The sequence below is a fragment of the Chitinophaga sp. 10T418 genome, from assembly GCF_056394125.1.
Genome location: NZ_JBFTHG010000003.1, coordinates 427,676 through 453,482, shown reverse-complemented (window position 1 = coordinate 453,482; position 25,807 = coordinate 427,676). Strand labels below are relative to the sequence as shown.

General features: G+C 44.8%; 22 protein-coding genes. 9 read left to right on the top strand and 13 right to left on the bottom strand.

The window, feature by feature from the left end:
• Positions 1 to 56: 56 nt before the first annotated feature.
• From murD to mraZ, 7 genes are all read right to left on the bottom strand, one after another.
• The gene (gene murD, locus AC1DCV_RS09955; protein WP_441573620.1) at positions 57 to 1,397 is read right to left on the bottom strand and encodes a UDP-N-acetylmuramoyl-L-alanine--D-glutamate ligase; all 1,341 of its coding nucleotides are present in this window, start codon (positions 1,395 to 1,397) and stop codon (positions 57 to 59) included.
• A 30-nt stretch (positions 1,398 to 1,427) separates the two neighbouring features.
• The gene (gene mraY / locus AC1DCV_RS09950; RefSeq protein WP_441573621.1) at positions 1,428 to 2,687 is read right to left on the bottom strand and encodes a phospho-N-acetylmuramoyl-pentapeptide-transferase; all 1,260 of its coding nucleotides are present in this window, start codon (positions 2,685 to 2,687) and stop codon (positions 1,428 to 1,430) included.
• Between the two features lie 87 nt (positions 2,688 to 2,774).
• Complete coding sequence (locus AC1DCV_RS09945) at positions 2,775 to 4,241, bottom strand: UDP-N-acetylmuramoyl-L-alanyl-D-glutamate--2,6-diaminopimelate ligase (protein ID WP_477023058.1); 1,467 nt, start codon at positions 4,239 to 4,241, stop codon at positions 2,775 to 2,777.
• Positions 4,242 to 6,350 carry a penicillin-binding protein gene (locus tag AC1DCV_RS09940; protein WP_477023057.1) on the bottom strand — a complete coding sequence of 703 codons (2,109 nt, stop codon included), beginning with the start codon at positions 6,348 to 6,350 and terminating at the stop codon, positions 4,242 to 4,244. It lies immediately after the preceding gene.
• Between the two features lie 259 nt (positions 6,351 to 6,609).
• Positions 6,610 to 6,987, bottom strand: coding sequence for an FtsL-like putative cell division protein (locus tag AC1DCV_RS09935; RefSeq protein ID WP_441573624.1), 378 nt, complete (start codon positions 6,985 to 6,987; stop codon positions 6,610 to 6,612).
• A gap of 100 nt (positions 6,988 to 7,087) precedes the next feature.
• Entirely contained in the window at positions 7,088 to 7,999 is a 912-nt protein-coding gene (rsmH, locus tag AC1DCV_RS09930; protein WP_441573625.1) for a 16S rRNA (cytosine(1402)-N(4))-methyltransferase RsmH, read from the bottom strand.
• Positions 8,000 to 8,011: 12 nt separating this feature from the next.
• Entirely contained in the window at positions 8,012 to 8,479 is a 468-nt protein-coding gene (gene mraZ, locus AC1DCV_RS09925; RefSeq protein ID WP_106527296.1) for a division/cell wall cluster transcriptional repressor MraZ, read from the bottom strand.
• A gap of 498 nt (positions 8,480 to 8,977) precedes the next feature.
• Between mraZ and AC1DCV_RS09920 the strand changes: the two genes are divergently transcribed.
• The 9 genes from AC1DCV_RS09920 (at position 8,978) to AC1DCV_RS09880 (ending at position 16,962) form a co-directional block, all read left to right on the top strand.
• The gene (locus AC1DCV_RS09920) at positions 8,978 to 9,808 is read left to right on the top strand and encodes an outer membrane protein assembly factor BamD (RefSeq protein WP_477023056.1); all 831 of its coding nucleotides are present in this window, start codon (positions 8,978 to 8,980) and stop codon (positions 9,806 to 9,808) included.
• A complete protein-coding gene (locus tag AC1DCV_RS09915) occupies positions 9,777 to 10,118 on the top strand; it encodes a DNA-directed RNA polymerase subunit omega (RefSeq protein WP_079469388.1) in 342 nt (113 codons plus the stop codon). The genes AC1DCV_RS09920 and AC1DCV_RS09915 overlap by 32 nt, the downstream gene beginning before the upstream one ends.
• A gap of 102 nt (positions 10,119 to 10,220) precedes the next feature.
• Positions 10,221 to 11,447 carry a bifunctional phosphopantothenoylcysteine decarboxylase/phosphopantothenate--cysteine ligase CoaBC gene (gene coaBC / locus AC1DCV_RS09910; protein WP_477023055.1) on the top strand — a complete coding sequence of 409 codons (1,227 nt, stop codon included), beginning with the start codon at positions 10,221 to 10,223 and terminating at the stop codon, positions 11,445 to 11,447.
• A complete protein-coding gene (gene porD / locus AC1DCV_RS09905) occupies positions 11,440 to 12,369 on the top strand; it encodes a type IX secretion system protein PorD (protein WP_477023054.1) in 930 nt (309 codons plus the stop codon). Before coaBC ends, porD begins: the two co-directional genes overlap by 8 nt.
• 83 nt (positions 12,370 to 12,452) lie before the next feature.
• Positions 12,453 to 12,944 carry a DUF4296 domain-containing protein gene (locus AC1DCV_RS09900; protein ID WP_477023053.1) on the top strand — a complete coding sequence of 164 codons (492 nt, stop codon included), beginning with the start codon at positions 12,453 to 12,455 and terminating at the stop codon, positions 12,942 to 12,944.
• A gap of 18 nt (positions 12,945 to 12,962) precedes the next feature.
• Positions 12,963 to 13,655 carry a CoA transferase subunit A gene (locus AC1DCV_RS09895; protein ID WP_477023052.1) on the top strand — a complete coding sequence of 231 codons (693 nt, stop codon included), beginning with the start codon at positions 12,963 to 12,965 and terminating at the stop codon, positions 13,653 to 13,655.
• Between the two features lie 34 nt (positions 13,656 to 13,689).
• Positions 13,690 to 14,346 carry a 3-oxoacid CoA-transferase subunit B gene (locus tag AC1DCV_RS09890; protein WP_477023051.1) on the top strand — a complete coding sequence of 219 codons (657 nt, stop codon included), beginning with the start codon at positions 13,690 to 13,692 and terminating at the stop codon, positions 14,344 to 14,346.
• Positions 14,347 to 14,737: 391 nt separating this feature from the next.
• Positions 14,738 to 15,577 carry an aminotransferase class IV gene (locus AC1DCV_RS09885; protein WP_477023050.1) on the top strand — a complete coding sequence of 280 codons (840 nt, stop codon included), beginning with the start codon at positions 14,738 to 14,740 and terminating at the stop codon, positions 15,575 to 15,577.
• Between the two features lie 77 nt (positions 15,578 to 15,654).
• On the top strand, positions 15,655 to 16,962 hold the full coding sequence (locus AC1DCV_RS09880) for a cryptochrome/photolyase family protein (protein WP_477023049.1): 1,308 nt from the start codon (positions 15,655 to 15,657) through the stop codon (positions 16,960 to 16,962).
• Between the two features lie 90 nt (positions 16,963 to 17,052).
• Here AC1DCV_RS09880 and AC1DCV_RS09875 read toward each other — a convergent pair whose 3' ends face one another.
• From AC1DCV_RS09875 to AC1DCV_RS09850, 6 genes are all read right to left on the bottom strand, one after another.
• Positions 17,053 to 18,204, bottom strand: a complete 1,152-nt coding sequence (locus AC1DCV_RS09875; protein ID WP_477023048.1) for a redoxin domain-containing protein — start codon at positions 18,202 to 18,204, stop codon at positions 17,053 to 17,055.
• Positions 18,205 to 18,210: 6 nt separating this feature from the next.
• Entirely contained in the window at positions 18,211 to 19,668 is a 1,458-nt protein-coding gene (locus AC1DCV_RS09870; protein WP_477023047.1) for a RagB/SusD family nutrient uptake outer membrane protein, read from the bottom strand.
• Positions 19,669 to 19,679: 11 nt separating this feature from the next.
• Positions 19,680 to 23,123, bottom strand: coding sequence for a SusC/RagA family TonB-linked outer membrane protein (locus tag AC1DCV_RS09865; protein WP_477023046.1), 3,444 nt, complete (start codon positions 23,121 to 23,123; stop codon positions 19,680 to 19,682).
• Positions 23,124 to 23,221: 98 nt separating this feature from the next.
• Positions 23,222 to 24,229, bottom strand: a complete 1,008-nt coding sequence (locus tag AC1DCV_RS09860) for a FecR family protein (RefSeq protein WP_477023045.1) — start codon at positions 24,227 to 24,229, stop codon at positions 23,222 to 23,224.
• Between the two features lie 123 nt (positions 24,230 to 24,352).
• Positions 24,353 to 24,961 carry an RNA polymerase sigma factor gene (locus AC1DCV_RS09855; protein WP_477023044.1) on the bottom strand — a complete coding sequence of 203 codons (609 nt, stop codon included), beginning with the start codon at positions 24,959 to 24,961 and terminating at the stop codon, positions 24,353 to 24,355.
• Between the two features lie 32 nt (positions 24,962 to 24,993).
• Positions 24,994 to 25,791 (bottom strand): 1,4-dihydroxy-6-naphthoate synthase, encoded by a 798-nt coding sequence (locus AC1DCV_RS09850; RefSeq protein WP_477023043.1) that lies wholly within the window; start codon positions 25,789 to 25,791, stop codon positions 24,994 to 24,996.
• Positions 25,792 to 25,807 lie beyond the last annotated feature (16 nt).

The following is a 25,807-nucleotide window of genomic DNA, read 5'->3' as shown; positions in this document are numbered from 1 at the left end:
TCCTGCTTTTTGTTGTTAATTCTTAGTTTGGTCCATTTATTTTATTCCAATACCTCTTACAATGCTTTCACTTCATCCTTAAACTTCCGGCCTCTGTCTTCATAATTTTTGAAGAGATCGAAACTGGCGCAGGCGGGAGACAGTAAAACAATATCTCCTTTGGTGGCCTGTTTAAAGGCTTCCTGCACTGCATCATGCATGCTGGTGGTATTGATCATCACCGGTGTATCTTTTGATAAGGCTGCAAAGATGGGGGTGTTGTCAACACCCAGGCAAACTATAGCCTTTACCTTTTCTTTTATCAGATCCCGGATGGCATCGTAGTCGTTGCCTTTATCCACACCGCCCATGATCAGGACAATGGGTTTATCAAAACTTTCCAGTGCAAACCAAACAGAGTTTACATTAGTAGCTTTGCTATCATTAATAAAATCGATTCCTCTTACGCTCGTCACATATTCCATCCGGTGTTCGAGGCTTTCAAACGAAGTAAGACTCTCGCGGATTTTCTCATTTCTAATATCCATGGTTCTGCCTGCAATTGCTGCTGCCATCGAATTATAAAGATTATGTTTTCCCTTTAGTGACAGGTCATACATGGACATGATAACCGGATCTCCGTTGACATCGATGTTCAACTGGTCGTTGGCAATAAAGCCGCCTTCTTTCAGTGGTTTCATGATGGTAAAAGGTATTGATGCTGAATAAATGGGTTGCTGCGCTAAATGTCGCATGATCTCAGGATCATCCATGCAGTAGATGAAGTAGTCTTCCGCTGTCTGGTTCATGGCGATTCTGAATTTGGAGGCTACGTAATTTTCCATTTTATAATCGTAGCGATCCAGATGATCAGGCGTAATGTTCAGCAGGATGGCCACATTGGGTTTGAAGTCCTTAATGTCATCCAGCTGGAAGCTGCTGATTTCAATCACATAATACTCCGCTGGTGCGGTTGCCACCTGCCTTGCATAGCTGATACCAATATTTCCCACCATCGCCACATTCAATCCTGCGTTTTTGAAGATGTGGTAGGTGAGGGCCGTAGTGGTGCTTTTGCCGTTGCTGCCGGTGATGGCAATGATCTTTTTACCTGTCGAGAAACGGTAGGCCAGCTCTATTTCAGAAATCACGGGTATGCCTTTTTCGCGTACCTTTTTCATCAACTCCGACTTTTCAGGGATACCAGGGCTTTTTACAATTTCGTTGGCCTCCAGTATAACGTCCCAGGAATGATGTCCTTCTTCAAAAGAGATCTGGTTTACCGCCAGTTCCTGTTTATAATTATCTTTTATTGTTCCTCCATCAGATACAAATACATCATACCCCTGCTGTTTTCCCAGCAAGGCTGCCCCTATACCACTTTCTCCGGCTCCTAATATGATGAGTTTATGTTCCATTTCGTTTAGTCTTCGTTGTTAGTTTTAATATTATCTCATTTTCAGTGTTGCAATGGCTACCACCACACACATGATGGTAATGATCCAGAAGCGCACTGATATTTTGCTTTCGTGATATCCTATTTTCTGGTAATGATGATGTAGTGGTGACATTTTCAGTATGCGTCTGCCTTCGCCATATTTTTTCTTGGTGTATTTGAAGTAGGATACCTGTAACATTACAGATAACAGTTCTACCAGGAATACGCCACAGAAGATGGGTATCAGTAATTCTTTTCTTACAATGATGGCCAGGGATGCAATGATACCGCCCAGTGCCAGGCTTCCGGTATCGCCCATAAACACCTGTGCCGGATAAGCATTGTACCAGAGAAATCCTATGCAGGCGCCTACAAAAGCTGCAATGAATATGGACAACTCTCCCAGGTTGGGGATATACATAATGTTCAGGTATTCCGCAAACTGAATATTACCAGATACGTAGGCGAAGATACCCAGGCCTACACCTATGATCCCTGAAACCCCTGTTGCCAAACCGTCCAGCCCATCTGTCAGATTAGCGCCGTTGGATACAGCAGTAATAATGAAGATGACGATCAGTATATAGAGTATGAACGTATATTTTTCTGCTCCGGGAATCCAGGAGATCAGTTTTGAATAATTGAACTCATGATTCTTTACAAAAGGAATTGTGGTGATGGGCGTTTTAACATCCACGAACCGGTGTCCATCGCGGGTTACACGTTCAGGATGGTTGGTGATCTGCCTTTCATAAGGCGCCAGTTTCTTAGCACCCATTACTTCGCGGGACACTACTACATCGTTGTTGAAGTAAAGCGTACAACCAACAATCAGGCCCAGTCCTACCTGTCCCATGATTTTAAATCTTCCGGCCAGTCCTTCTTTATTCTTTTTAAATACTTTGATATAATCATCCAGGAACCCGATCAAACCTAACCATACAGTAGATAATAAGATCAGCCAGATATATACATTCGCGATTTGTGCAAAGAGTAAAGTGGGTATAACGATCGCCGAAAGGATGATCAGTCCACCCATGGTCGGGGTTCCTTTTTTGGTGTTTTCTCCGGAAAGGCCCAGTTCACGAATGGTTTCACCGATTTGTTTACGTTGTAAAAACCTAATAATCCTTTTACCGAACAGCAATGAAATAACCAGCGATAGCAATAAAGCCATCGTTACACGGAAAGTGATATACTGAAACATACCACCGCCGATGACGCTGATCTTAAATTCTGTTTTCAGGTAATTTAAAAAATAATATAACATATGTTTTAGTCGTAACCAGTCCTCCGCTGTTCGGGAGACAGGCTTTTAAGTCATTGGATTATTAAGTATCTCGTTTCAGTTTTAATTTTATTTGTCCATCAGCTTCATCATCTCGAGCAGCACTTCTTTATCATCGAAGTGATGTTTCACTCCTTTGATTTCCTGGTATTTTTCATGTCCTTTGCCGGCAACGAGAATGATGTCTTCTCTGTTAGCCAGGGAGAGCGCTGTTTTAATAGCTTCTTTCCTGTCGGCAATGGAAATGACTTTTCTTTTCAGATGAACGGGCACACCGGCTTCCATTTCATGGATAATCGCCACGGGATCTTCCGAGCGGGGATTATCAGATGTAAGGATAACGCGGTCGCTGTTTTCAACGGCCACATCTCCCATGATAGGGCGTTTGGTGGTGTCTCTGTCGCCACCGCAACCTACCACTGTAATCACCTGTTMGTTGCCTTTCCGCAGATTTTTGATGGTTGCCAGTACATTTTTCAATGCATCCGGTGTATGTGCGTAATCAACTATAGCAATAATTTGTTCTTTGTCTGAAATGATATAGTCAAACCGGCCTTCTGCGCCTTGTGTGTCACTGAGTGCCTGTAAGACTTTCGCTTTATCGATACCTAACAGTACTGCGGCGCCATATACTGCCAGCAGGTTGTAGGCGTTGAATTCGCCGATCAGACGGAAATGTACTTCAGTGTCACCTACCAGCATCACGAGTCCTGTCAGATTATTTTCCAGGATCTTTCCTTTGAAATCAGCCAGGGTGCGGAGGCTATAGGTAGCCTTTTTCGCTTTGGTATTTTGCAGCATCACGGTACCTCTTTTATCATCGAGGTTGGTGATGGCAAATGCGCCTGCCGGGAGATTGTCAAAGAAGGATTTTTTCACCCGGATGTATTCATCAAAAGTTTTGTGATAGTCCAGGTGATCATGGGTAATATTACTGAAGATGCCTCCCGCGAATTTTAATCCTGCGATACGTTGCTGGTGGATGGCGTGAGAACTTACTTCCATAAACACATACAGGCAACCGTCATCTACCATCTGTGCCAGCAGGGCATTGAGGTTGATGGGATCGGGAGTAGTATGTGTAGCTGGTATAACGGTATCGCCTATCTGATTTTGTACCGTAGATAATAGTCCGCAATGATATCCCAGTTTGGTAAACAATCGGAACAACAGGGTAGCGATGGTGGTTTTCCCATTGGTACCGGTTACCCCTACCAGTTGTATTTTATGAGAGGGGTTATCATAGAAGTTGCCTGCCATGATACCAGTGCTGTTAGCGCTGTTGCTTACCTGTACATAGCATACATTTTCAGATAATTGTTCCGGTAATGTTTCACAGATCACTGCTACAGCTCCCAGCCCGATGGCTTTTTCAATGTATATGTGTCCGTCCACATGTACTCCTTTCACCGCAATGAAAGCATCTCCGGCTCCGATGGACCTGGAGTCGGTTGTCAGGGCGTTGATGGTAATATCTGTATTACCATGCACCGCCAGGATGCTTACATTATACAATATGTCGCGCAGCGTCTTCATCTAACTCAGTTCTATTACGATTGTTTGTTCGTTTCCTATTTTAGTTCCGCCGGGGAGTGATTGAACTTTCACTTTTCCGGCGCCTTTTACCACTACCCGCAGGCCTGCATTTTCGAGCAGGTACAGTGCGTCTTTCAATCCCATTCCAGTTACATCCGGTACGGCGCCTTTTGTTTGCGCTACGGCCTGGAAGGCAATTTTACGATCTGTTACCCTGGCACTTACCCAGCTGTTATTGGCTGGAGCGGTACCTATTGGCAGTTGCAGGGTACCCAGGATTTGTTTCCATTCGCTGCCTTTTCCATTTTTCAGGGACAGCAAGGTATCCAGTTGCATTGTAGCCTGCATTGGTTTTTGTCTTTCCACTGCAATGGCATACAGTTTATCTGCCACTTCCCTAAACACGGGACCCGCAACGTTTGCGCCGTAAAAGCGCAAAGCATGCGGTTTGTTTTTTATGACTACCACACAGGTATACTGTGGATCATTTGCCGGGAAATAGCCAGCAAATGATGACTGGTAGATTTTGTCTGCATATCCACGGTTGCCGTTTGCCACGAGTGCAGTACCTGTCTTCGCGGCGAAGTTGTAATAAGGAGTACGCAATTTCTTAGCGGTCCCCTCTATTGGCACACCTTCCAGCATGGCCTGTACCTGTTTAAGCGTGCTTCGGGAACAGATGCTATCTAACACTACAGTAGGCTCAAATTGTTTTACTACCTGGCCATATTCCTGAATGGAATTGACGAGGTAGGGTTTCATCATTTTACCGTTGTTCGCTACTGCATTATATAACATGCAGGTTTGCAACGGGCTGATAAGCACTTCATATCCGAATGCCATCCATGGCAGGGAAGTATTGCTCCATGTTTTGGAAGCAGTGGTTTTAATCACTGGTCTTCCTTCGCCTATCAGGTCGATACCGGTAATTTGGTCGAGCCGTAATTTTTTCAAATGGGCGACAAAATTATTCGGTTGCCGGTTATAGAACTGGTAGGCCAGTTTAGCCATTCCTACATTGGAACTGAGTTCGAATGCGTGTTTCACGGTTACATTCTGCGGGCCGGGATGCGGTTCGGAATCGAATACCGTTCTGCGTCCTACCTGCCAGTGTCCACCATCCATATTTACCATGCTATTCATGGTGGCGTATTTATCTTCCAGCACTGAGATAATGGTAGCCAGTTTAAAAGTGGAACCTGGTTCCGCTACCTGCAGTGCGTAGTTCATATCTTCCCAGTAACCGTTGCCATCGGGTTGTTTACCGAGGTTGGCGATGGCTTTTATTTTACCTGTTTTCACTTCCATGAGTATACAAGTACCGTGGTCTGCTTCATTTTGCACCATCATGTTCATGAGGGCTGTTTCCACGATGTCCTGCATGTTTACATCGATGGTAGTTACCACATCGCGTCCGTTTTCGGGTTCGATGTCGTAGCCATCAACGGGAACATAGGTACCTCCGGCAATGCGGCGCATCAGTCTTTTACCGGTAACGCCTTTCAGGTATTCGTTGTAGGTTCTTTCGATACCTACGCTTTGAGAGTTTTCGCGGGCGAGCCCGATAGTTCTGTTAGCCAGCAGTTTAAAGGGGTTGATGCGCTTACTTTTAGATTCAGCGATCATACCGCCTTTGTTTTTGCCGAGGCGAAACATGGGGAAGCTGCGTAATTCCTGGTATTGATTAAAGGGTACGTCTCTTTTTAATAAGAAGTAGCGGTCCTTTGATTTATATCCTTCCTGCAGTAATTGTTTGTAGGCAATCTTGTTGCGATCACCGAATACTTCAGACAATTTGTAGGAGAGGGAGTCCAGGTTTTCCTTGAATATTTTCCCGTTTTTGTCGCGGAGGCCATCGGCGGCAAAATCTATGCGGATGTCGAAATAAGGAATAGAGGTAGACAGCATTCTGCCTTCCTCAGAGTAGATGGTGCCTCTTTCTGCGTCCAGGGCAACGTATCCGGTATGGAGACTATCAGCCATGCTGCGCCAGTAGTTTCCCTGTACGTTCTGGATATAGAATACTTTCACCAGAATGGCCACGCCAAACAGCATCATGCCGATCAGGCACAGATACACTCTCCACAATATGTCCTTTTTTACATCCACTTATTCATTTTATTAGCTTTTAGCCATTAGCAGTTAGCTTTTAGACTAGTGTTGTTTTACCTTTAGCTATCAGCTTTTAGCATTAATGCCCTCAACCATGGGTGGCGAAGGGCTAGCAGCTAATAGCTAACAGCTTATAATAATAAGATACCTGACACTGGCTGCATTTGTATTTGAGATGCTTGCCATTGATTTGATTTACCAGCATCCCCGACCTGAGTTCAAGTCAGGCGGGCAGCGTCAGGCATCAGTGATAAATTCATTTTTCTGTATCCTTTTTCAGCACAATCTTTTGTGGAGGGGAGCTGAGTTGTTTAAGTCCCAGCGGCTCTACAGATTTACTGACTTCACTCATTTTGCTTCGAAACATGAGCTCACTTTTCACGTTGATGTATTCCCACTTCAGCTCTTTTATTTCTTTGCCAAGTTTGTTTATACGTCGGATTTTTTTTTCGGCGAGGTGACTGTTAGCAATATAGATCAGGGCCAGGAAAGCCAAAAAGCCGATAAAGGGCATGTTTTGCACCAACGCTCTGTAGTTGATGCGCAAACGCCATTCTTTTCGTTGTTCCGGGGGAATATTGTTTTCTTCAGCCGGAATGTCCTGGTTTGTTTCTATAGTTTCTTCCTGCAACACGCTCTATGCCTTTTAAAAAAATTGACAATATAAACCTGAACGCAAATCAAACAGATGTGTATAGGATAGGGTAGGATGTGGTGAGCGGTTTAAAGCCGCGTCACGCTTGTTTTTCGGCCACCCGCAGTTTTGCACTTCTGGATCTTCCATTAAGCTTCAATTCTGCATCGCTGGCGGTAACCGGTTTTTTTGTGATTAATCTGAACAATTTAGGGGGTGTTTCTTTCGCAAACGGATCTTCGGGTGCTTCTTCAAAACTTCCTGTCTTCATAAAATTTTTCACCATCCTGTCTTCCAGCGAGTGGAAAGTAATGACGGCGAGTCTGCCTCCCGGTTTGAGTACGTTGGTAGCTTGCTCCAGTAAATCTTTCAGAGCGCCCAGTTCATCGTTAACGGCTATACGCAATGCCTGGAAAACCTGCGCCAGGTATTTTTGCGGGTTGCCTTTTACGATGGGCTGGATCACGGATTTGAAGTCAGTGATGGTGCGCATGGGGTGTGTTTTGCGCTGCTTTACAATTGTTTGTGCGAGGGTTTTGGCGTTGGTTACTTCTCCGTATTCCTGGAAAATCAGTTGTAACCGTGCTTCGCCCCAAGTGGCCAGCAATTGTGCGGCAGTAAATTCGGTTCTCGTATCCATTCGCATGTCCAGATCGCCATCGAAGCGAGTGCTGAATCCTCTTTCTGCTGTATCAAACTGGTGCGATGAAACGCCCAGATCTGCCAGTACGCCGTCTACCTGTTCTGCTTTATGTAATTTCAGAAAGCGTTGCAGATGACGGAAATTTTGTTGTACAAAGGTGACGCGTTCGTCTATGATCCTGTTTCGGTAAGCATCTTCATCCTGATCAAATACTATCAGTCGTCCTTTTTCACCCAGTTTCTCCAGTATGGCTTTCGAATGTCCCCCGCCTCCAAACGTGGCGTCTACATAAATCCCTTCCGGGTTTATTTGTAACAGCTCCGTTGTTTCCTGCAGCAGAACGGGTAAATGATATTGTTGTTCGCCCATATGCTCCCCTCTTTAAATTGAAATGTTGTTATCTCCTCCTCCCATTACCTGTTGTGCCAGATCACTGAACGCTCCTGGTGAGAAATTTTCAAAGAACTCCTGGTATTTACCTTTATCCCAGATCTCGATTTTATTGGATGCTGCTGCCAGCACAATATCTTTTTCCAGATTAGCGTAGGACAGCAGGTTTTTTGGTACCAGCAGTCTTCCTGCACTGTCTAACTCCAGAATGGTGGCTCCGTTTAGAAAGTACCGCCTGAATTCCCTTACTTTTGGGTCAAAGTCATTCAACTTGCTGATACGTTCAAAAATGGGCTGCCATTCGTTCATGGGATACAGGGACAAGCATTTTTCAAACCCTCGGTTAATCACAAACTGTCCTCCGGCCCCGTCTGATAACTGCTTTTTAAATCCAGCAGGTAAAAGAAAGCGTCCTTTTGCGTCCAGCGTCGATTCATATTCACCGAGAAATCCTGTCATACCATGGGGCAAAGTCCTTGAAAATCCATTTTCTAACACAAAATAACACTTTTTCCCACTTTTTAACGAAAAAATACTTTATAAATTTTTTCCACAGATGGGATCGCCTGCATAGGAGGCCCTTTGCCACCATTTATTCACCGATTGTGTGCATTGTAAAAGAATGCATGTGGATAATGTGTTGATAATAGCGGTATAGATGTTTATATCTGGTAAATCGCCTACCCTGCCTGTCATTCCTGAAAGTGATGTTGGTGGGAAAATAAGGCGTTTTAATATTTATGCGTATGCTTTTTTTCTAATTTGAGACTTTTTCCGCTCATTTTTTATGTCAAAAAGGCAATTTTCCACACCCTGGTGGGAAAATTGTCAGCAACTCCGGTGGTGGTGGAAAACACCGCTTTCGACGATTTAATTCCCTCTTTTGCAAAATTTTAACAGCAATCAAAATCTCTCTGCCTTACATTTACATTTAATTCTTAATTTTGCCACTCTTTTATGCGGAAATTTTTATTGTACATCAGTGTTCTTGCGGTTATCGTATCTACCTCCTGTAATAACCAATTACGGAGAATAGAGAAAAGCAACAACTTTGAAAAGAAGTTGGACTACGCCAACCAGTTGTTCCAGAAGAAAAAATACAATACGGCGATAACGCTCTACACTGACCTCGTACAGGTGTATAAGGGTACTGAGAAGTTTGAGCCTATGTATTATAATTTCGCATACTGCTCTTATTATGTGAAGGACTATGTTCAGGCGGCATTCCAGTTTAAGAATTACCTGGATCTGTTCCCTAACAGCCCCAGAGCAGTGGAAATTGACTATATGCAGGCTTATTGCTACTACAAGCAGTCGCCTAAAGTGTCACTGGATCAGACCAATACCATGAAGGCCATTGCTGCCATGCAAACCTTCATCAATAACTATCCAACCGCTGATAAAGTGTCGGAAGCCAACCTGGTAATAGAGTTGTGCCGCCGCAAGCTGGAAAAGAAAGAATTCTCCAGCGCTGAATTATACTATAACCTGGGCTTTTTCAAAGCAGCTGGTATTGCCTTCAAAAACCTGATGCGCAACTATCCGGACTCTGATAAAAGCGATGGATACAAAGTAATGGCCATCAGAGCTTATTATAATTATGCTAAAAACAGTATTCCGGAGAGACAAAAAGAGCGCTACGCCACCGTTTTGGACGAATATCTGGACTTCGCGGATCACTACCCGAACAGCAAATTGAAGCTCGATGCCGAAAAATTTTATACCTTAGCGCAAAACAACATTAAAACACTGGATAATGAGCAAATTAAAGCGAAGTCTAACCAGTAGCCTTAATCCCTGGGTAGAAACCAAAAATACTACCGACATTAAGAACAGAACTGGTAATTTATATGAGTCTATTGCCGTGATAGCCAAACGCGCCAATCAGATCAATATTTCCGTGAAAGAGGAGCTCCATTCCAAACTGGAAGAGTTTGCCAGTCATACTGACAACCTCGAGGAAGTACACGAAAACAAGGAGCAGATTGAGATTTCCCGTTTTTACGAAAGACTGGCAAATCCGGCTATCCAGGCTACCCAGGAATTCCTGGACAGCAAAATTTATTTCCGCAAGAACGACGACGATTTGTTTAGCTAATCCGCCACACATTATTTTGTGAGGTTCGCGATTGCGAAAAATAAAAATATTAATTTCATGGCGGCAGAATGATTTCTGCCGCTTTTGTTTTTATATATGTCCATGGACGCTATTAAGATGCTACAAGGAAAGAAGATCCTGCTGGGGGTTTCCGGCAGCATTGCTGCCTATAAGGCGGCAACCCTGATCCGCCTGCTGGTAAAGGAGGGCGCTGAAGTAAAGGTGATTATGACACCTGCGGCCGCCGATTTCATTACCCCTCTCACTCTTGCCACCCTCTCCAAAAACGAGGTGCCGATGAATATCAGCGATCATAGCAGCTGGAATAACCACGTTGCGCTGGGTCGCTGGGCCGATGTAATGGTTATAGCCCCCGCTTCAGCCAATACCATCGCCAAAATGGCCCTGGGCCTTTGTGATAACCTGCTGCTGGCGGTATACCTTTCTGCCACCTGCCCGGTTATATTTGCCCCCGCCATGGATGAAGATATGTGGCATCACCCGGCTACCCGCAGCAATGTGGACAAACTCATCTCCTATGGTCATCAGCAAATACCCATCGCCTCCGGCGAACTGGCGAGTGGCCTGTTCGGTGAAGGCCGGATGGCGGAACCTGAGCAAATAGTCGCCTGGCTGCAACAACATCTGCCGAAGGCAAACAATAACAGGAACAAGCCTTTAAGTGGTAAAACGGCTATTGTAACAGCCGGACCTACCATCGAACATATTGACCCGGTGCGCTATATCAGCAACCATTCCAGCGGTAAAATGGGAATCGCTATTGCTGAAGCCCTTGCAGATGCGGGCGCCAACGTACAGCTGGTACTGGGACCTACCTCCCAGCAAACCATCCATACCGGTGTAACCACCATCCGGGTGCAAACCGCCCAGGAAATGTTTGATCAGGTAACGGCCCGTTATCCAAATGCTGCGATTGTAGTGGCCGCCGCCGCAGTGGCAGACTACCGCCCTGCAAATGTGGCGGATAAGAAGATTAAGAAAGGGGAAGCCCAATTACACATAGATCTTGAAAAAACACCTGATATACTCCGCTCACTGGGCGACCAGAAAGGGCCACAGCAATTGCTGATCGGCTTCTCACTGGAAACAAACAATGAAAAGGAATATGCCCTCAAAAAACTGCGGGAAAAGCACCTGGACATGATTGTAATGAACTCACTCGCAGACGCAGGTGCCGGGTTTAACTATGATACCAACAAAGTAACGCTGTTTGATAAAAACGGGAAAGAAACCAGTTTCCCGCTGAAATCAAAACAAGCCGTGGCACAGGATATTGTTTCCGCTATAATCGAATTGCAACATGCATAACCGTTTCCCGTTCCTCCTGCTGATAGCAGGCGCATTTGTATTATTCTGCTGCCGCCCCGTTCAGGCCCAGGAAATCAGAGCCAACGTATCTGTAGTGGCCGGCCAGGTACAGGGGGTAGACAAGAAAATATTTACTACCCTGCAAAATTCCATCCGGGAATTCCTCAATAACCGCCACTGGGCCAACGATGCCTTTACACCGGCGGAACGGATAGAATGTAATTTTTTGCTTAATGTAACCGGTACCTCCGGGGCCGATAGTTATAAGGCCACACTGACCATACAAGCCACCAGACCGGTTTTTAACAGCAGTTATGTTACCAGTCTGCTGAATATCCAGGACAATAACGTGGTATTCCGCTATGTTGAATTTCAGCAGTTGGAATACAGCGATACCCGCATAGTGGGCAACGATCCGCTGTCATCCAATCTCACGGCTATTCTTGCTTATTATGTAAATGTGATCCTGGGACTGGATTATGATTCTTTTTCACCACGCGGTGGCGATGTGTACTTCAAAAAAGCACTTAACATTGTCAATAATGCCCCGGATGGAAAGGATATCTCCGGCTGGAAGGCCTTTGAAGGGAACCGTAACCGCTACTGGCTGCAGGATAATCTCCTGAACGCGAAATTCCTGCAGTTTCATGATGTGATGTACCAGTATCACCGGCAGGGACTGGATGTGATGTACGATGATGTGAACAAAGGCCGTGCAACCATCCTGAATTGCCTGAATATGCTGTTTTCCATTCATCAGGACATTCCCAACTCCATGCTGATGCAAACATTTTTCAGTGCCAAGGGGGATGAACTGCAGAAGCTATTCTCCAAGGCAATGCCGCAGGAACGAAGCCGTGCTGCGGAGCTACTGTCCCAGATGGACGTACCCAATGCACAGAAATATCAACAGATGAAGTAACAGCCATTGGCTTTTAGTAGTTAGCCGTAAGGTAAATCCTTCGCGTTAAACTAAAAGCTGATAGGTAAAAGCTAATAGCGATAATGAATAATGTAATGATGAAATCCACCACCCTGGCTTTGTTAGTATTGTTTTTGTTCGCCTGTGGTGATGGTGATAATGTACCGTCTAAATATCTGTCCAGGGAGAAAATGACCAGTATCCTGGAAGATATGTCTATTGCTGATGCTTACAGTAATGAGCAACAATTGTCGCTCACCTATTCTCCGAATTATGATTCCGTAAGACAGGAAAAAGTAAAGATCTATTACAAACAGATACTGGATGTCCATAAAGTGACCGTAAAGGAATTTATGGAGAGTTATAAATATTATGAAAGTCATCCCAGCAGGTTAAAAGAAGTGATGCAAATGGTGCAGACAGATATCGCTGCCAAGAAGCAGCGGCTGGGTAACCCGATTGAAGAAAACGCGCCCCTGCGCTTTCGTGTAAAGAGTCTTTTCCCGTATGCAGACAGCGTACTGTTGTTGCCGAAGGCCGATACCATCCGGCCGTTTATTAAGCGGCAGCCTTAATCTATAAAACACCAAAACATGAACAAAGTAGTAGCTAATGCCGACGAAGCCTTACAAGATATCCGGGATGGAGCGGTGCTGATGCTGGGAGGGTTTGGTTTGTGTGGGATTCCGGAAAATTGTATTACTGCCCTGGTAAAAAAAGGGGTGAAAGATCTTACCTGTATTTCCAATAATGCCGGGGTAGATGATTTTGGTCTGGGACTGTTGTTAAAAACACGGCAGATCAGGAAAATGATGTCTTCCTATGTGGGTGAAAATGCAGAATTTGAAAGACAGTTACTGGCGGGAGAACTTGAAGTAGACCTGATTCCACAAGGTACACTGGCCACCCGTATCCAGATGGCAGGAATGGGTATTCCTGCTTTTTTTACGCCTGCCGGTTACGGTACAGAAATCGCTGAAGGCAAAGAAGTCCGTGAATTCAATGGAAAGCCTCACCTGATGGAACTGGCTCTGCACGCGGATTATGCCATTGTAAAAGCATGGAAGGGCGACACCATGGGTAACCTGGTATTCCGCAAAACCACGCGGAATTTCAGCACTTCTATGGCTAGAGCAGGGAATATTACCATTGTAGAAGTAGAACACCTGGTGCAACCGGGAGAGCTGGACCCTGACCAGATCCACGTGCCGGGCATTTATGTGCACCGCATTTTCCAGGGTAGTAATTATGAAAAACGGATTGAACGCAAGACTGTAAAGATCTAGTTCATCAAATTCTCCACTCTTCAAATCTGATTTTATGTCGCTCGACAAATATGGCATTGCCAAAAGAATAGCGCAGGAACTGCAGGATGGTATGTATGTGAACCTGGGTATTGGTATTCCTACATTGGTATCCAACTATATCCCCGCCGGTGTTTCCATTATGCTGCAGTCTGAAAACGGGATACTGGGTATGGGCCCTTATCCGGCAGCAGAAGATATTGATGCTGATATGATCAATGCCGGTAAAGAAACCGTCACCCTATTGGCTGGTGGCAGCTTTTTCGATTCTGCGGAGAGTTTTGGTATGATCCGCGCCGGTAAAGTAGACCTCACTGTGCTGGGAGCTATGGAAGTTTCTGATAAAGGCGATATTGCCAACTGGAAGATTCCGGGTAAAATGGTGAAAGGAATGGGAGGTGCGATGGATCTTGTAGCTTCAGCCCGGAATATCATTGTGGCTATGATGCATACCAATCCCAAAGGAGAAAGTAAACTGCTGCCGCAATGTACACTCCCGCTTACAGGTGTTAATTGTGTGAAGAAGATAGTAACAGAGCTGGCAGTGCTGGATGTTACTCCAGAAGGATTTAAGTTGCTGGAACGTGCACCAGGTGTAAGTGTAGAAGAAATCCGTTCCAAAACCGCCGGTAAGTTGATTGTAGAAGGTGAAATTCCGGAGATGAATATCTAACCGGATAATTTACGTATATACGTGCCCGTGCCCTGCTTCCTTTTCAGGAACACAGGGCATTCGTATTTTATAAGATAGTCGTTTTTACTATATGATTAATTTTAATATTTATAAGTTTACATTGTTAGTCTATTTGTTTATTCCGAACCTATAATAGGCACTATAAAAAGGATTTGATTTGTCATGCTGCATCAACTATTCATATACCAGGGAATTAACAGGCCCACAATGACTTGTCTAAGCTGAATGCTGGTGCCAGCTTCCGCCGGATTGGTTTAAAATCAGATATTTGTTTCAGCAATACATACTTACCTGAAACAAAATCCGGAAATCCCAAACTTCTGAAATCGCTAAATAATTGGTACCTTTCAACTTGCTAAAATAGTTCGAGGTGCAAGTTGGATTTCTTTGTTACAATGGTAAATACATTCCTGCGGCTGACCCGATTTTTACTGCCGACAATCGTTCTTTCAGATACGGGGATGGATTTTTTGAAACCCTGAAAGTATACCAGGGGAATGTATTACTGGCAGACCTGCACTTTGAGCGGTTGCTCGCCAGTTTACACCTGCTGCACTTTGATATTCCCACTCATTTTACCAAAGCATATTTTGTAAAGCAGATTATTGATCTCTGCAACAAAAATAATGTGTCACATATGGCCCGGGTGCGACTGGCTATATTTCGCTCTGATGGTGGTTTGTATGATCCTATCAACAACCTGCCCAATTACATTATTCAATCCTGGGAATTAAGTAAAACTGTACTGGAATTAAATCAGAATGGCCTGGTAACGGATATATTTCCGGATGTGAAAAAGAGTTGCGATAAGTTATCGGCAGTTAAATCCAATAACTGCCTGCCTTATGTAATGGCGGCCATGTATGCCAAACAACACCGGTTGAATGAAGCCATTCTGCTGAATCAATATGGCCGCGTGGCTGATAGCACCATCGCTAATTTGTTCATCGTACGGGATAAAATAATTTATACGCCGCCGCTGACGGAAGGAGGTGTTTGCGGTGTCATGAGGAAGTATCTTCTGAAAGCAGAACTTCCTTTTAAGGTGCAGGAAAGCCCCCTCGATATTGACGACCTCGAAAATGCGGATGAAATATTTCTAACGAATGCCATCTACGGTATCCGCTGGGTAGGCCTTTTCCGCGACAGCAGTTACGGCAATGCCACTGCTGCTATTTTACATGAAGTATTGCATGAGGGAATGCTGTAAAAGCAGTTAGCCATTAGCTTTTAGCTTTTAGCGAAGTGTCTCATACGCTTATCTCCGCAAAAAAATATCCGATAAAGATGGAACAGAAAGTTAGTCTCTGCTGGTTTCGCCGTGATCTGCGACTGGAAGACCAGGCCGCTTTTTATTATGCTTTGCGCGCAGGAATACCGGTAGTACCAGTATTTGTTTTTGATACCAATATTCTGAATGATCTGGAAGATAAACAGGATCGCCGTCTTACTTTTATTCATGCAGTACTGGAAGAAATGCAGGAACAGCTGCAGCAGAAAGGCAGTTCACTGGATTTTTTTTATGGTACCCCCGAAGCTGCATTTGCACATTGGACTTCGAAATATTCCGTAGCTGCAGTATATGCCAATCATGATTATGAACCCTATGCCAGAAGCCGGGATGCCGCTATAGAAAAGCAACTCCGGGAGAAAGATATTTCATTTCATACTTATAAGGATCAGGTAATACTGGAAAAAAATGAAGTGCTGAAAGATAACGGTGAACCATATACGATTTTTACACCTTACAGTAAAAAGTGGCATGATAAGCTGACTTTTTTTTATCTTAAACCTTATCCCTGTAAAAAATATATTGTACATCTCCATCAACAGCTACCTGTGAAAATTCCTTCACTGAAAGAGATAGGATTTGTGGCAGGGGAGCAACTATTTCCATCAGCAGCGCTACCGGAAGCATTGATCAAACATTATGATACCACCCGTGATTTTCCTGCTATAGGTGGTACTTCCCGGTTGGGTATTCATCTGCGTTTTGGTACCATCAGCATTCGGGCATTGATGCAGCATGCCATGCAGCTCAATACTACTTTTGCCAAAGAATTGATATGGCGTGAGTTTTACCAGATGATCCTCTGGCATTTTCCACATGTGGTAGGAAATTCTTTTAAGAGAGAATACGATAAAATAACCTGGCGTAATAATGCAGTCGAATTTGAACGATGGTGTAAAGGTGAAACAGGCTATCCTATTGTAGATGCAGGCATGCGGGAACTGAATACCACTGGCTACATGCATAACCGCGTGCGCATGATTACTGCCAGTTTTTTAACCAAACACTTATTGATTGACTGGCGTTGGGGAGAAGCTTATTTTGCCGCGAAATTACTGGATTATGACCTGGCGGCAAATAATGGTGGCTGGCAATGGGCGGCGGGTTCGGGCTGTGACGCTGCTCCTTATTTCCGTGTGTTTAATCCAACATTGCAAACACAGAAATTTGATAAAGACTTGCAGTATATCCGTAAATGGGTACCTGAATTCGAAGGGTTTGATTATGTAAAACCTGTTGTGTTACATGAAGAAGCACGGAAGCGTGCGCTGGAAGTATACGGGAAGGCATTGAAGAAAGCATAAAGTGGAAAGCAGAAAGCAAAAGCCATCCGAGCGAATGAATAACGGGTTATCCGCTAAAATCAACCGCTTCGATGGCTTTTTGCTCTTGAATTATTGCTTTAAAACGTCTTTCAATTTTTTATCGAGTGCCTCATGTTCTTCTCCACCACCGCCATAGCGGGCAATGATCATACCTTTGGGATCAACAAGAATTTGAGTAGGTAAAGAATGAATACCAAAATGATCGCTGGTATCTTCAGGATTTGGGAGGTTCTTGTTACGCTTGTCCCAATCCAGTCCACGCAGTACATGTTTCCAGACGCCTATACCATCTTTTTCTACTGCCTTTCTCCAGGCATCATGATTGCGGTCATCATCTGAAATACTGATAATCTCAAAGCCTTTATCCTTGTATTGTTTGTATAATTCCAGCAGATGCGGATTACCTGCACGGCAAGGAACGCACCAACTGGCCCAGAAATCGAGCAGTACATATTTGCCCCGGAAATCAGTCAGATTCAGTTGTTGTCCGTTGATATCTTTTTTACTGAAATTGAAAGCGACACTGCCGGGAGATCCCTCTTCCAGTTGTTTAATTTCCTTACCTATCTTCTGGCCATCTTTGCTTTGTTGCAAAGCTTTGCTTAAACTGTTGAAATAGTATCTGGCAGAATCCAGTGACATGCTCCCTACTTCAAAGCGCATGAGGTAAAGGCTGAGGAAAGCGTTATGATGTTCCCGGATGAATTTTCTTGACAGTTGGCTGTTGGTCTCAAAATAAGGTGCCAACTGTTCGCGGATAGCGCCGGCTTTGTCGTGGTCTTTTTCATTGCGTAAGGCTTCCAGCAGCGGTTTGTATTGGACGGTAGCAGCTTCTTTTTCCTGCTCCAGCTTTACATTATCCTCATTGCTCACAGAACCTTTCAGGACAGTGGTAGCGAGATCGCCATTTTGTACGGTAATGGTCATAGCAGTAGGTTCCAGGAACAGATAGGCTTGTTCGCTTTTATCGCCACTCATGTTTTGGGAGAGTCTGGCGGAAAATATACCGGGTGTTGGTTGAAGTATTACGCCGGTGAAGCTGAACCTGCCGTTTGTTACAATGGAGCTATCGGTAATATATTTTTGGCCATTGTTGTATTGCAGATAGTATTTAGCAGGAGCATTCCCGCTAACGGTACCGTATATACTGAATTTTTGTTGTGCAGTAGCTACTTGTGCAAGGACTAACGGTAATGATAGTACGCTGATTATTTTTTTCATATACTATTATGGATTTTGAGTAAGATTAGGATTGAGTGTGATTTCTTCCTGTGGAATGCGGAGCAGTATTTTGTTACTGCTGGCTTCTATCGTGATAGGGCCACTACCAACGGATGCATAATTTCTGACCATTGGTAAGCCGTTTCTGAAATAGTCGAAAGCATTGTGGCCTTCGAAAGCCAGTTCTATACGGCGTTGCAGCAATATTTCATTAAAGAGTGCCTGGCCGGAAAGGGTTACGGATGGCAGCCCTGCACGGTTGCGGATGGCGTTCAGATCTGTTAAGGCAGCATCGTTGTTACCCAGTTTGACATAAGCTTCTGCGCGATTCAGGTATACCTCTGCCAGCCGGATATAGTGGAAAGGTGATTTGCTAAAGAGGGCGGTATAGAGATACATGTATTTCACGGAAGCAATGGTATCTTTATCTAAACCCGGTGTTACATTTTTTATGTAATGTGAAGACCGCAGATCCTGTGGAGATATTAGTGACAACAGTGCGGAAGAAGGACGATAATAACCGCCTGTGTAGCCGGACCTGGTTGGGTAAGCATATAACTGGCTGATAGATGAATTGCCATAGTCCATGTTGCCCGCAAAAATATCTTCCTGGTTACTTTTGTTGTTACTGTTATAATACTGACGATAAGCGTTGCCCTGCAGCAAAACAAATTTGTTGCTGCTGATGACCGCTGTGGCATTCGTTACCGCTTTCTGGTTGAAGGGAACCGCTGGCTGCTGGAAGGTGCCACCCATATACAGATAAGCACGTGACAGCAACGCAGTTGCGGCGATTTTACTGCCATAGCTACTGGATTTCTCCTGGTTGAATAATGGCATAGCGGTTTCCAGATCGTTTATAATCTGGTCATACACGGCTTTTACGCTGGCGCGTGCCGGTTTAGCATCACTGTTATTGGCAGCCGTTGTGATCAACATTACAGCAGGGCTGTTGGCGGCATCCTGGTAGTACGGCTTACCGTATAAACGCACCAGGTTGAAGTATACAAATGCCCTCATAAACAGTGCTTCTGCTTTCGCCTGCAGGATCACCGGATTTTGTTCATCCTTCGCTACGTTGTCGAGCAGCTTGTTGGCGTGTAGAATAGCAAAATAACTGGCACGCCAGAAATTATAAGTCCAGCTGTGATTTTTATCTGCTGAGTTGATATAATTAAACGCATCACTGTTCATATTAGGACCCAGGTCCAGTGAGTGGATATTGTTTCCCAGTGCTTCCGGCAGGAACATGGCCGTACCGCCATAGCCAAAGGCATTGTTTTCCATGCCAACCCCAAGGGTTACCATAGGATAAAGGGCCAGTGCGGCTTGTGCAAATCCGTCAGGTGTTGAAAACTGCACTTTTTCTGTAATCACATTATGCGGACGAAGATCATCCAGTTGTTTATTGCAGGCGCTTAATGCAATGAGGCAGCAAAATGCTATAGATATTTTCCGATTCATGTTGCAGTAGTTTAAAAAGTTACGTTAAGGCCAGCAGTAATACGTCTTGGATTGGCATTTTGAATACCAATGCCGGTAAAGGCGGCATCGCCGATGGGAGCGCCTTCCGGGTCAGCCCCCACATAATCTTTATGCTTGATCACAAATACGTTGTCCATACTCACGAATACGCCTGCACGTTGTGCGTGCAGTTTAGATAATGCCTTTGGTGATAGGTCGTAACCTAGTCGTATATTGCGCATGCGCACATGACTGGCATTACCATATATAAGAGATGAATTGCTGGTAAATACTCTCCAGTCATCCATCTTGCTGCTGTATACATCCGGGTAGTTAGCATTTTTATCGCCGGGCTGCTGCCATATTTTTTGAGATGATTGCCAGCTCACATTATTTCTGCCGCCAAAGGGAGCCGTTGGATCCTGGAAGTTATTGATCAGGCTCATGGCGGTATAGTTGCCCACCTGGAACCATATTTCTGCACTTAATGAAAACTGTTTATAAGTGAACGTGTTGGTAAAACCACCAAAGAATTTAGGGGTCGCAGATCCCACGCGCTGAAAGTTTCGCAGATCACCATAGTTGCCTATCCCTTCCACTGCCTGCAGTTTTCCGGAGGCGTCAAAGTTCTGGAATAGTGGTGCGCCATTATCAGGATTTACACCTACATAACGAACGGCTTTAATGGTATTGATATCTTCTCCTTTATAGCGATAATAGGCACGGCTATAATCATCCAGCAACGAATCGTTATATAGTTTTTGTATACTGTTTTTATTGAAGCTGATGTTTAAGTTGGTAGTCCAACTGAAATCCCTGGAAACAATGTTCCGGGTATTCAGCATTAATTCCAGCCCTTTGTTCAGTACTTCTCCCACATTCTGATACTGTTGGAAGGAACCTTGTGCAGAGCCTACATACACCTGCTGCAGCAGATTTTTACTGAGTTTGGAATAGAGATCAGCGGTGAGTACCACACGGTTCCATAATCCCAGGTCAATGCCCAGCGTATTGTTGATGGTTGTTTCCCAGCTGATATTGGGGTTTTCCAGTTGTGTAATGGCGGAGCCTATCCCATTCTGATTATCATATGGAAAAGGACTGTTAGTACCATAGAGCGTTTGGTTCAGGTAGCCATCCCCGACATCCCTTCCGGAAGTACCGTGCACTACTCTCAGCTTCAGCTGGTCGATGCTTTTTACATCGGCCAGAAAAGCTTCCCGGTTAATCATCCAGCCGGCACTGATGGCATAAAAAGTACCATATCTTTTGTTGCGGCCAAAGTTGGTGAATGCATCCGTGCGCAATGAGGCCGCCGCAAAATAACGGGATGCGTAGTTATAGTTCAGTTCACCGAAGGCAGAAAAACTGGCGCGTTCTGTATAAGTACCTGTAGGACGGTACGGGCGGCCGGATACATAACTGCTGATGTCACCGAAGTTTTTAGCAGCGCCGGCATTCCGTTCACCCGGCAACAGGTTATAGTAACCTGTGGTGGATGTTTCGGTATGACGCTTCGCCCACTCTGTTCCTGCCAGGAAGCTGAAGTTGTGGCTGCCGAACTGTTTGGAGGCGTTAAGTGTATTGGTGGTAATGAAATTAAAGAAGCGTGAATCTGAAATAGAAAGGGTACCATTCATGCCTGATGCGCCTGGTGCAAAAAGATAAGGGTAACCTCCATATTTTCCTGAGAAACTTCTTGGATCCAGATAGGAGTTACTATGCATATTGATATAATCGATGGTATTGGCGGTTTTAAGGCTTAGCCAGGGCAATATTTTGTAACTGAGCCATCCGGTGCCGGTAAAGTGTTGGTTGTCTGCAATAGCCGTATTATCATACTTTTGCTCTGCCGGGAAATTTTGGGTGTAAGTGGTATACGGTACTCCGAAATTGTCGGATTGTTTCACCGGTATACTGTCTGCCAGTGAGCCATCTGCCTTATAAGGTGTTACAAAAGGTTGTGTCAGATACAGCGGTGGTAGAGCATTTCGGGTGATGGTTTTATCGATGATGGCACTGGTATTGATACCACCGGTTACTTTAGATGAAAAATTTTGTTCGATGTTCAGGCGCAGGTTACGGCGGTCAAAGGTATTACCCAACGTAATTCCCTTTTCTTTGTACCAGTCAAGGCCCGCATAGATAGTAGTTTTATCGTTGCCGCTCGTTAAGCCAAGGCTCACATCGGAAAAGTTACCATTATCGTACATTGCTTTTTCCCAATCAAAATCTTTTGATTTATCATCATCTGTATAAATTCTTCGTTGTTGGATAAAGTCGGCCGCGGTGGGAAATTCCTGTTGAAGGGAAGGTGTTTCTGCCCATCTGTGTTCCATCATTTTATCCATCCATGCGATATTTTCCGATGTATTCATAAACCGGATAGCACGGTTTAGTTTGATGGCGCCATACCGGGTGTCGAGCGTAACGTGTACGCCGCTGTTTTGACCGGCTCTTTTTGTGGTAACCACAATAACGCCCTGTGCTGCTCTGGAGCCATAAATTGCAGTGGATGCTGCATCTTTCAGGATGGTAATACTTTCTACATCAGCGGGATTTACCACATCCTGCAATGATTGTGAATTAGAGATGACGCCGTCCACTACGATGAGTGGTCCGAAGTAAGAGCTGGTGCCGGAAGGAAGAGAGGAAACACCGCGGAGTAATACCTGTCCTTTGGCACCTGCACTGGCACTGGGTTCTACGATGTACATGCCGGTAGTTTTTGCTTTCAGCATAGACAGGATGTTGGCAGATGATACGGAGCTGCGCAGTTGGTTGCCGGAGATTTTTTGTACGGCGCCCGTTAGTTCTGCGGCTTGTTTATTGGTGTAACCCATTACCACTACGCTTCCCAGGCTGGTGGCATCCTCTTCGAGTATAATATGGTTATCGGTGCCGGATATGGTTTGTGTTTTAGCGCGATAGCCAATGCTGGTGATCATAACCGGATGGCCGTCTTCTGTGGCGATGGCAAAAGCGCCGTTCGCATCTGTGACCGCACCTTTGCCGGTAATCACATCCCGGATGGTGGTAGCGGGCAGTGGCTGGCCTTTATGGTCGGTGATAGTACCTTTTACCAGGTCTGGTGGCCCGTTTACACCAGATGGATTATTGTGTTTTACTACGCCGATCATATTGCCGCTGAGTCTGAACTCAAGGCCGGACGCGGCTTCCAGTTCAGACAGCAGTTCCCGGATATTTCTCGCTCTTGAAGGGAGGGTAATATGTTGCGGAGGTAAAGTGCCTGCGACATAAAAGAATTTCACCTGGTAAGTGGACTCAATTTTACGAAAGGCTGTCTGCATAGAAATATCCTGCAGGGGAATTACTTTTTTTTGCTGCCCGTATGCCTGTATACTGGTTATCAATATCAACAACACCAAAGCTGGAAACTGCCATTTTATAGCAGTGCTTAACAGCGCACGGAGGCGCGCATAATTAAAAGTCATGCATCAGATTTTAAAATGTAATGGTTGATATGGTCACTACAGGCGCCGGCAGCCTGCTGGTGATCCCGATTTCAGCGATTTTGGTGGAAACGCTTTTATTAAAATTGAATCGTTACTTTATCCGGTTGTATTTGAAAATTGCATCCGGCTGTGAAACAAAAAATGTTTAGTACTTTTTCAAGTTTATCATTGTCGAAGGCTCCTGAGAAGCGTTTTGCATTTAACAGATTTCCTTTTATCTCGAATGGTATCCCATACCAGTTTTCCAATTGAGTAACTACTTCCCGGACGCTGGCATTGTTGAATACCAGTTTTCCTGCTTTCCAGGTATGTACGGCAATGGTATCAAATGATTGCCTGGTCATTTCCTGTGCCGTTTCATTCCATCTGGCCTGTTCTCCCGGTGTAAGTGTTATGGCGCTGGCTTTGCCGGAGTTTTCACTCACCCGCACTTTTCCGCTGAGCAGGGAAACGGTGGACTGTGGCTCGTATGGGTATGATTTTACCAGGAAGGAGGTGCCGAGTACGGTGGTTTGTATTTGTTTGCTGGTGACTACAAACGGATCATCTGTATTGCCTGTTACATCAAACAGGGCGGCGCCTTTTACCAATTCTACATGCCGGTGTTTATTCCCGTAATCAGAAGGTATCCTAACGGTGGTGTTGGCATTCAGGAGAACAGCAGATCCATCTGGTAAAGTCAGCATTTTCCGTTGTCCCCATTCGCTGGAGTATACCAGGAAGGTAACTGGTGTTGTGTTGGGCTGCAATTTTTTCCATAGCATGGTAATGCCCGCCAGGAAAAGTACAGCGGCGGCTGCCCGCCAGGCAAAGTTTTGCCAGTTAATACGGCGTACCCGCGCCGGAGCCGTTGATTTTACCGCCTGTTGAAGGCGGGTGAGCTGAGTGGCTTTGTCGCTTTCCGCTTCGCTGGTATTGATATTATAATATAGTTCCACCGCTGCGGCCACTTTCTCCCGTATTTCGGGATGTTGTGCGATGTACGTTTCCCATTTCTCAATAGCTCCATCGTTATTCCGCCGGATATATTGCAGAAAGGTATCATCGAGTAACAGATCTAATTCGGTCAGTTCTATTGGCTGCATTCCCTATCCATTTTTAAAGTAGAGCGACAATCGTCTCCTTTTTACCGGGTGTAGACCGGTAAATATTCAGATTTTGATATTTTTTATTTTAAGCGTGCTTTCTTGAAAAAAATCTAAGGGAATTTATAAGGGAAGTAACAGCAACAGCATTCTCAAATTGAGGTTACCCGATTTGAGATCCTGTTCCAGTGATTGTTTGAGGGATTTCAGTGCTTCATACAAATGATTATAAACAGTACGGTGTGTAAGTCCGGTGATATCTGCTATTTCATCATAATTCCTGCCTTCATAAAAGCGAAGGTTAATTAATTCTTTCTGCCGTGGACTGAGTAAGGTAATCGCTTCCTGTATACGCCTGATGGCTTCTTTGTTTTGTTGCTGATGTATTAATAGTTGTTCCCGGGAGGGTATGTCATCGCCGGGGTCCTGGTTTAGCCACAACGATAATAGTCCATTGTCTTTTTTCTCCTGTTGCAGATGCAGTAGCAGTTTGCGTTTGAAGGAGGTGATAATATAACTCCGTACGTTGGTAACGGTACCGAGGCCTTCTTTTTTCTCCCAGAGATAAAGAAAGGCCTGTTGAATACAATCCTTCACCGGTTCGCTTCTCGCGCATATTTTCAGGCCCAGGAAAAGGAGCAGATGATAATACTGATCATACAATGCATATAACGCCTGTTCCTCTCCTTGCCGGAACCTGTTCCACAGGTCTGTATCCTTGTTTTCGATCATACCGTAACAAAAGAACGAAAAAAACAGTTGGTTTAACGACCGATTTTTTTCGCAGCTGTCATCAGCGCTGCTACTGCTGCTTTTCCTTCACTGCCAAGGTCAAGACTGAAATCATTTACATAGAGGTCGATATGTTGACGCATAACTGATTCGTCCATTTCCTGTGCATGTGATTTCACATACTCAGAGAGATGCGGATAGGTGGTGTAGCTGTTTTGCAGGCTTTGGTGTATGAGTGCATCTAGTTGGGCGCGGGTAGCTTCCGGTACATCTTTACGGATAAAGATACCTCCCAGTGGAATGGGGTTGCCGGTAGTTTTCTCCCAGTATTCGCCCATGTCCATCAGTTTTACCAGGCCTTTGAGCTGATAGGTAAAGCGGTTTTCATGAATGATCACACCCGCATCTACATCGCCATTCAACACCGCATTTTCTATTTCAGAGAATACCATTATTTTTTTCTTCTTTGCTTCCGGAAAGGCAATGGAGAAGAGGAGGTTAGCGGTGGTATTTTCGCCTGGAATAGCGATGGTCATGTTTTTGATTTCTTCCAGGGGAATATCTTTTTTAGCGATGAGCAAAGGGCCGCAACCACGTCCCAGTGCACTGCCGCTATTGAGCAGCTCATATTGATCCTTTACTTTCAGGTATACGGCGAAGCTCAGTTTTGTAATCGACAGTTTACCCTGCAATGCCCAGTTGTTGAGTGTTTCCACGTCTTCCAGGTGGGTATCAAAGGTGAAGTCCTGCGTGTCTATTTTGTTGTTGACCATTGCATCAAAAATGAAGGTATCATTCGGGCAAGGTGAAAAACCTAAAGATAAATGCATATGCTATCAAAATTTT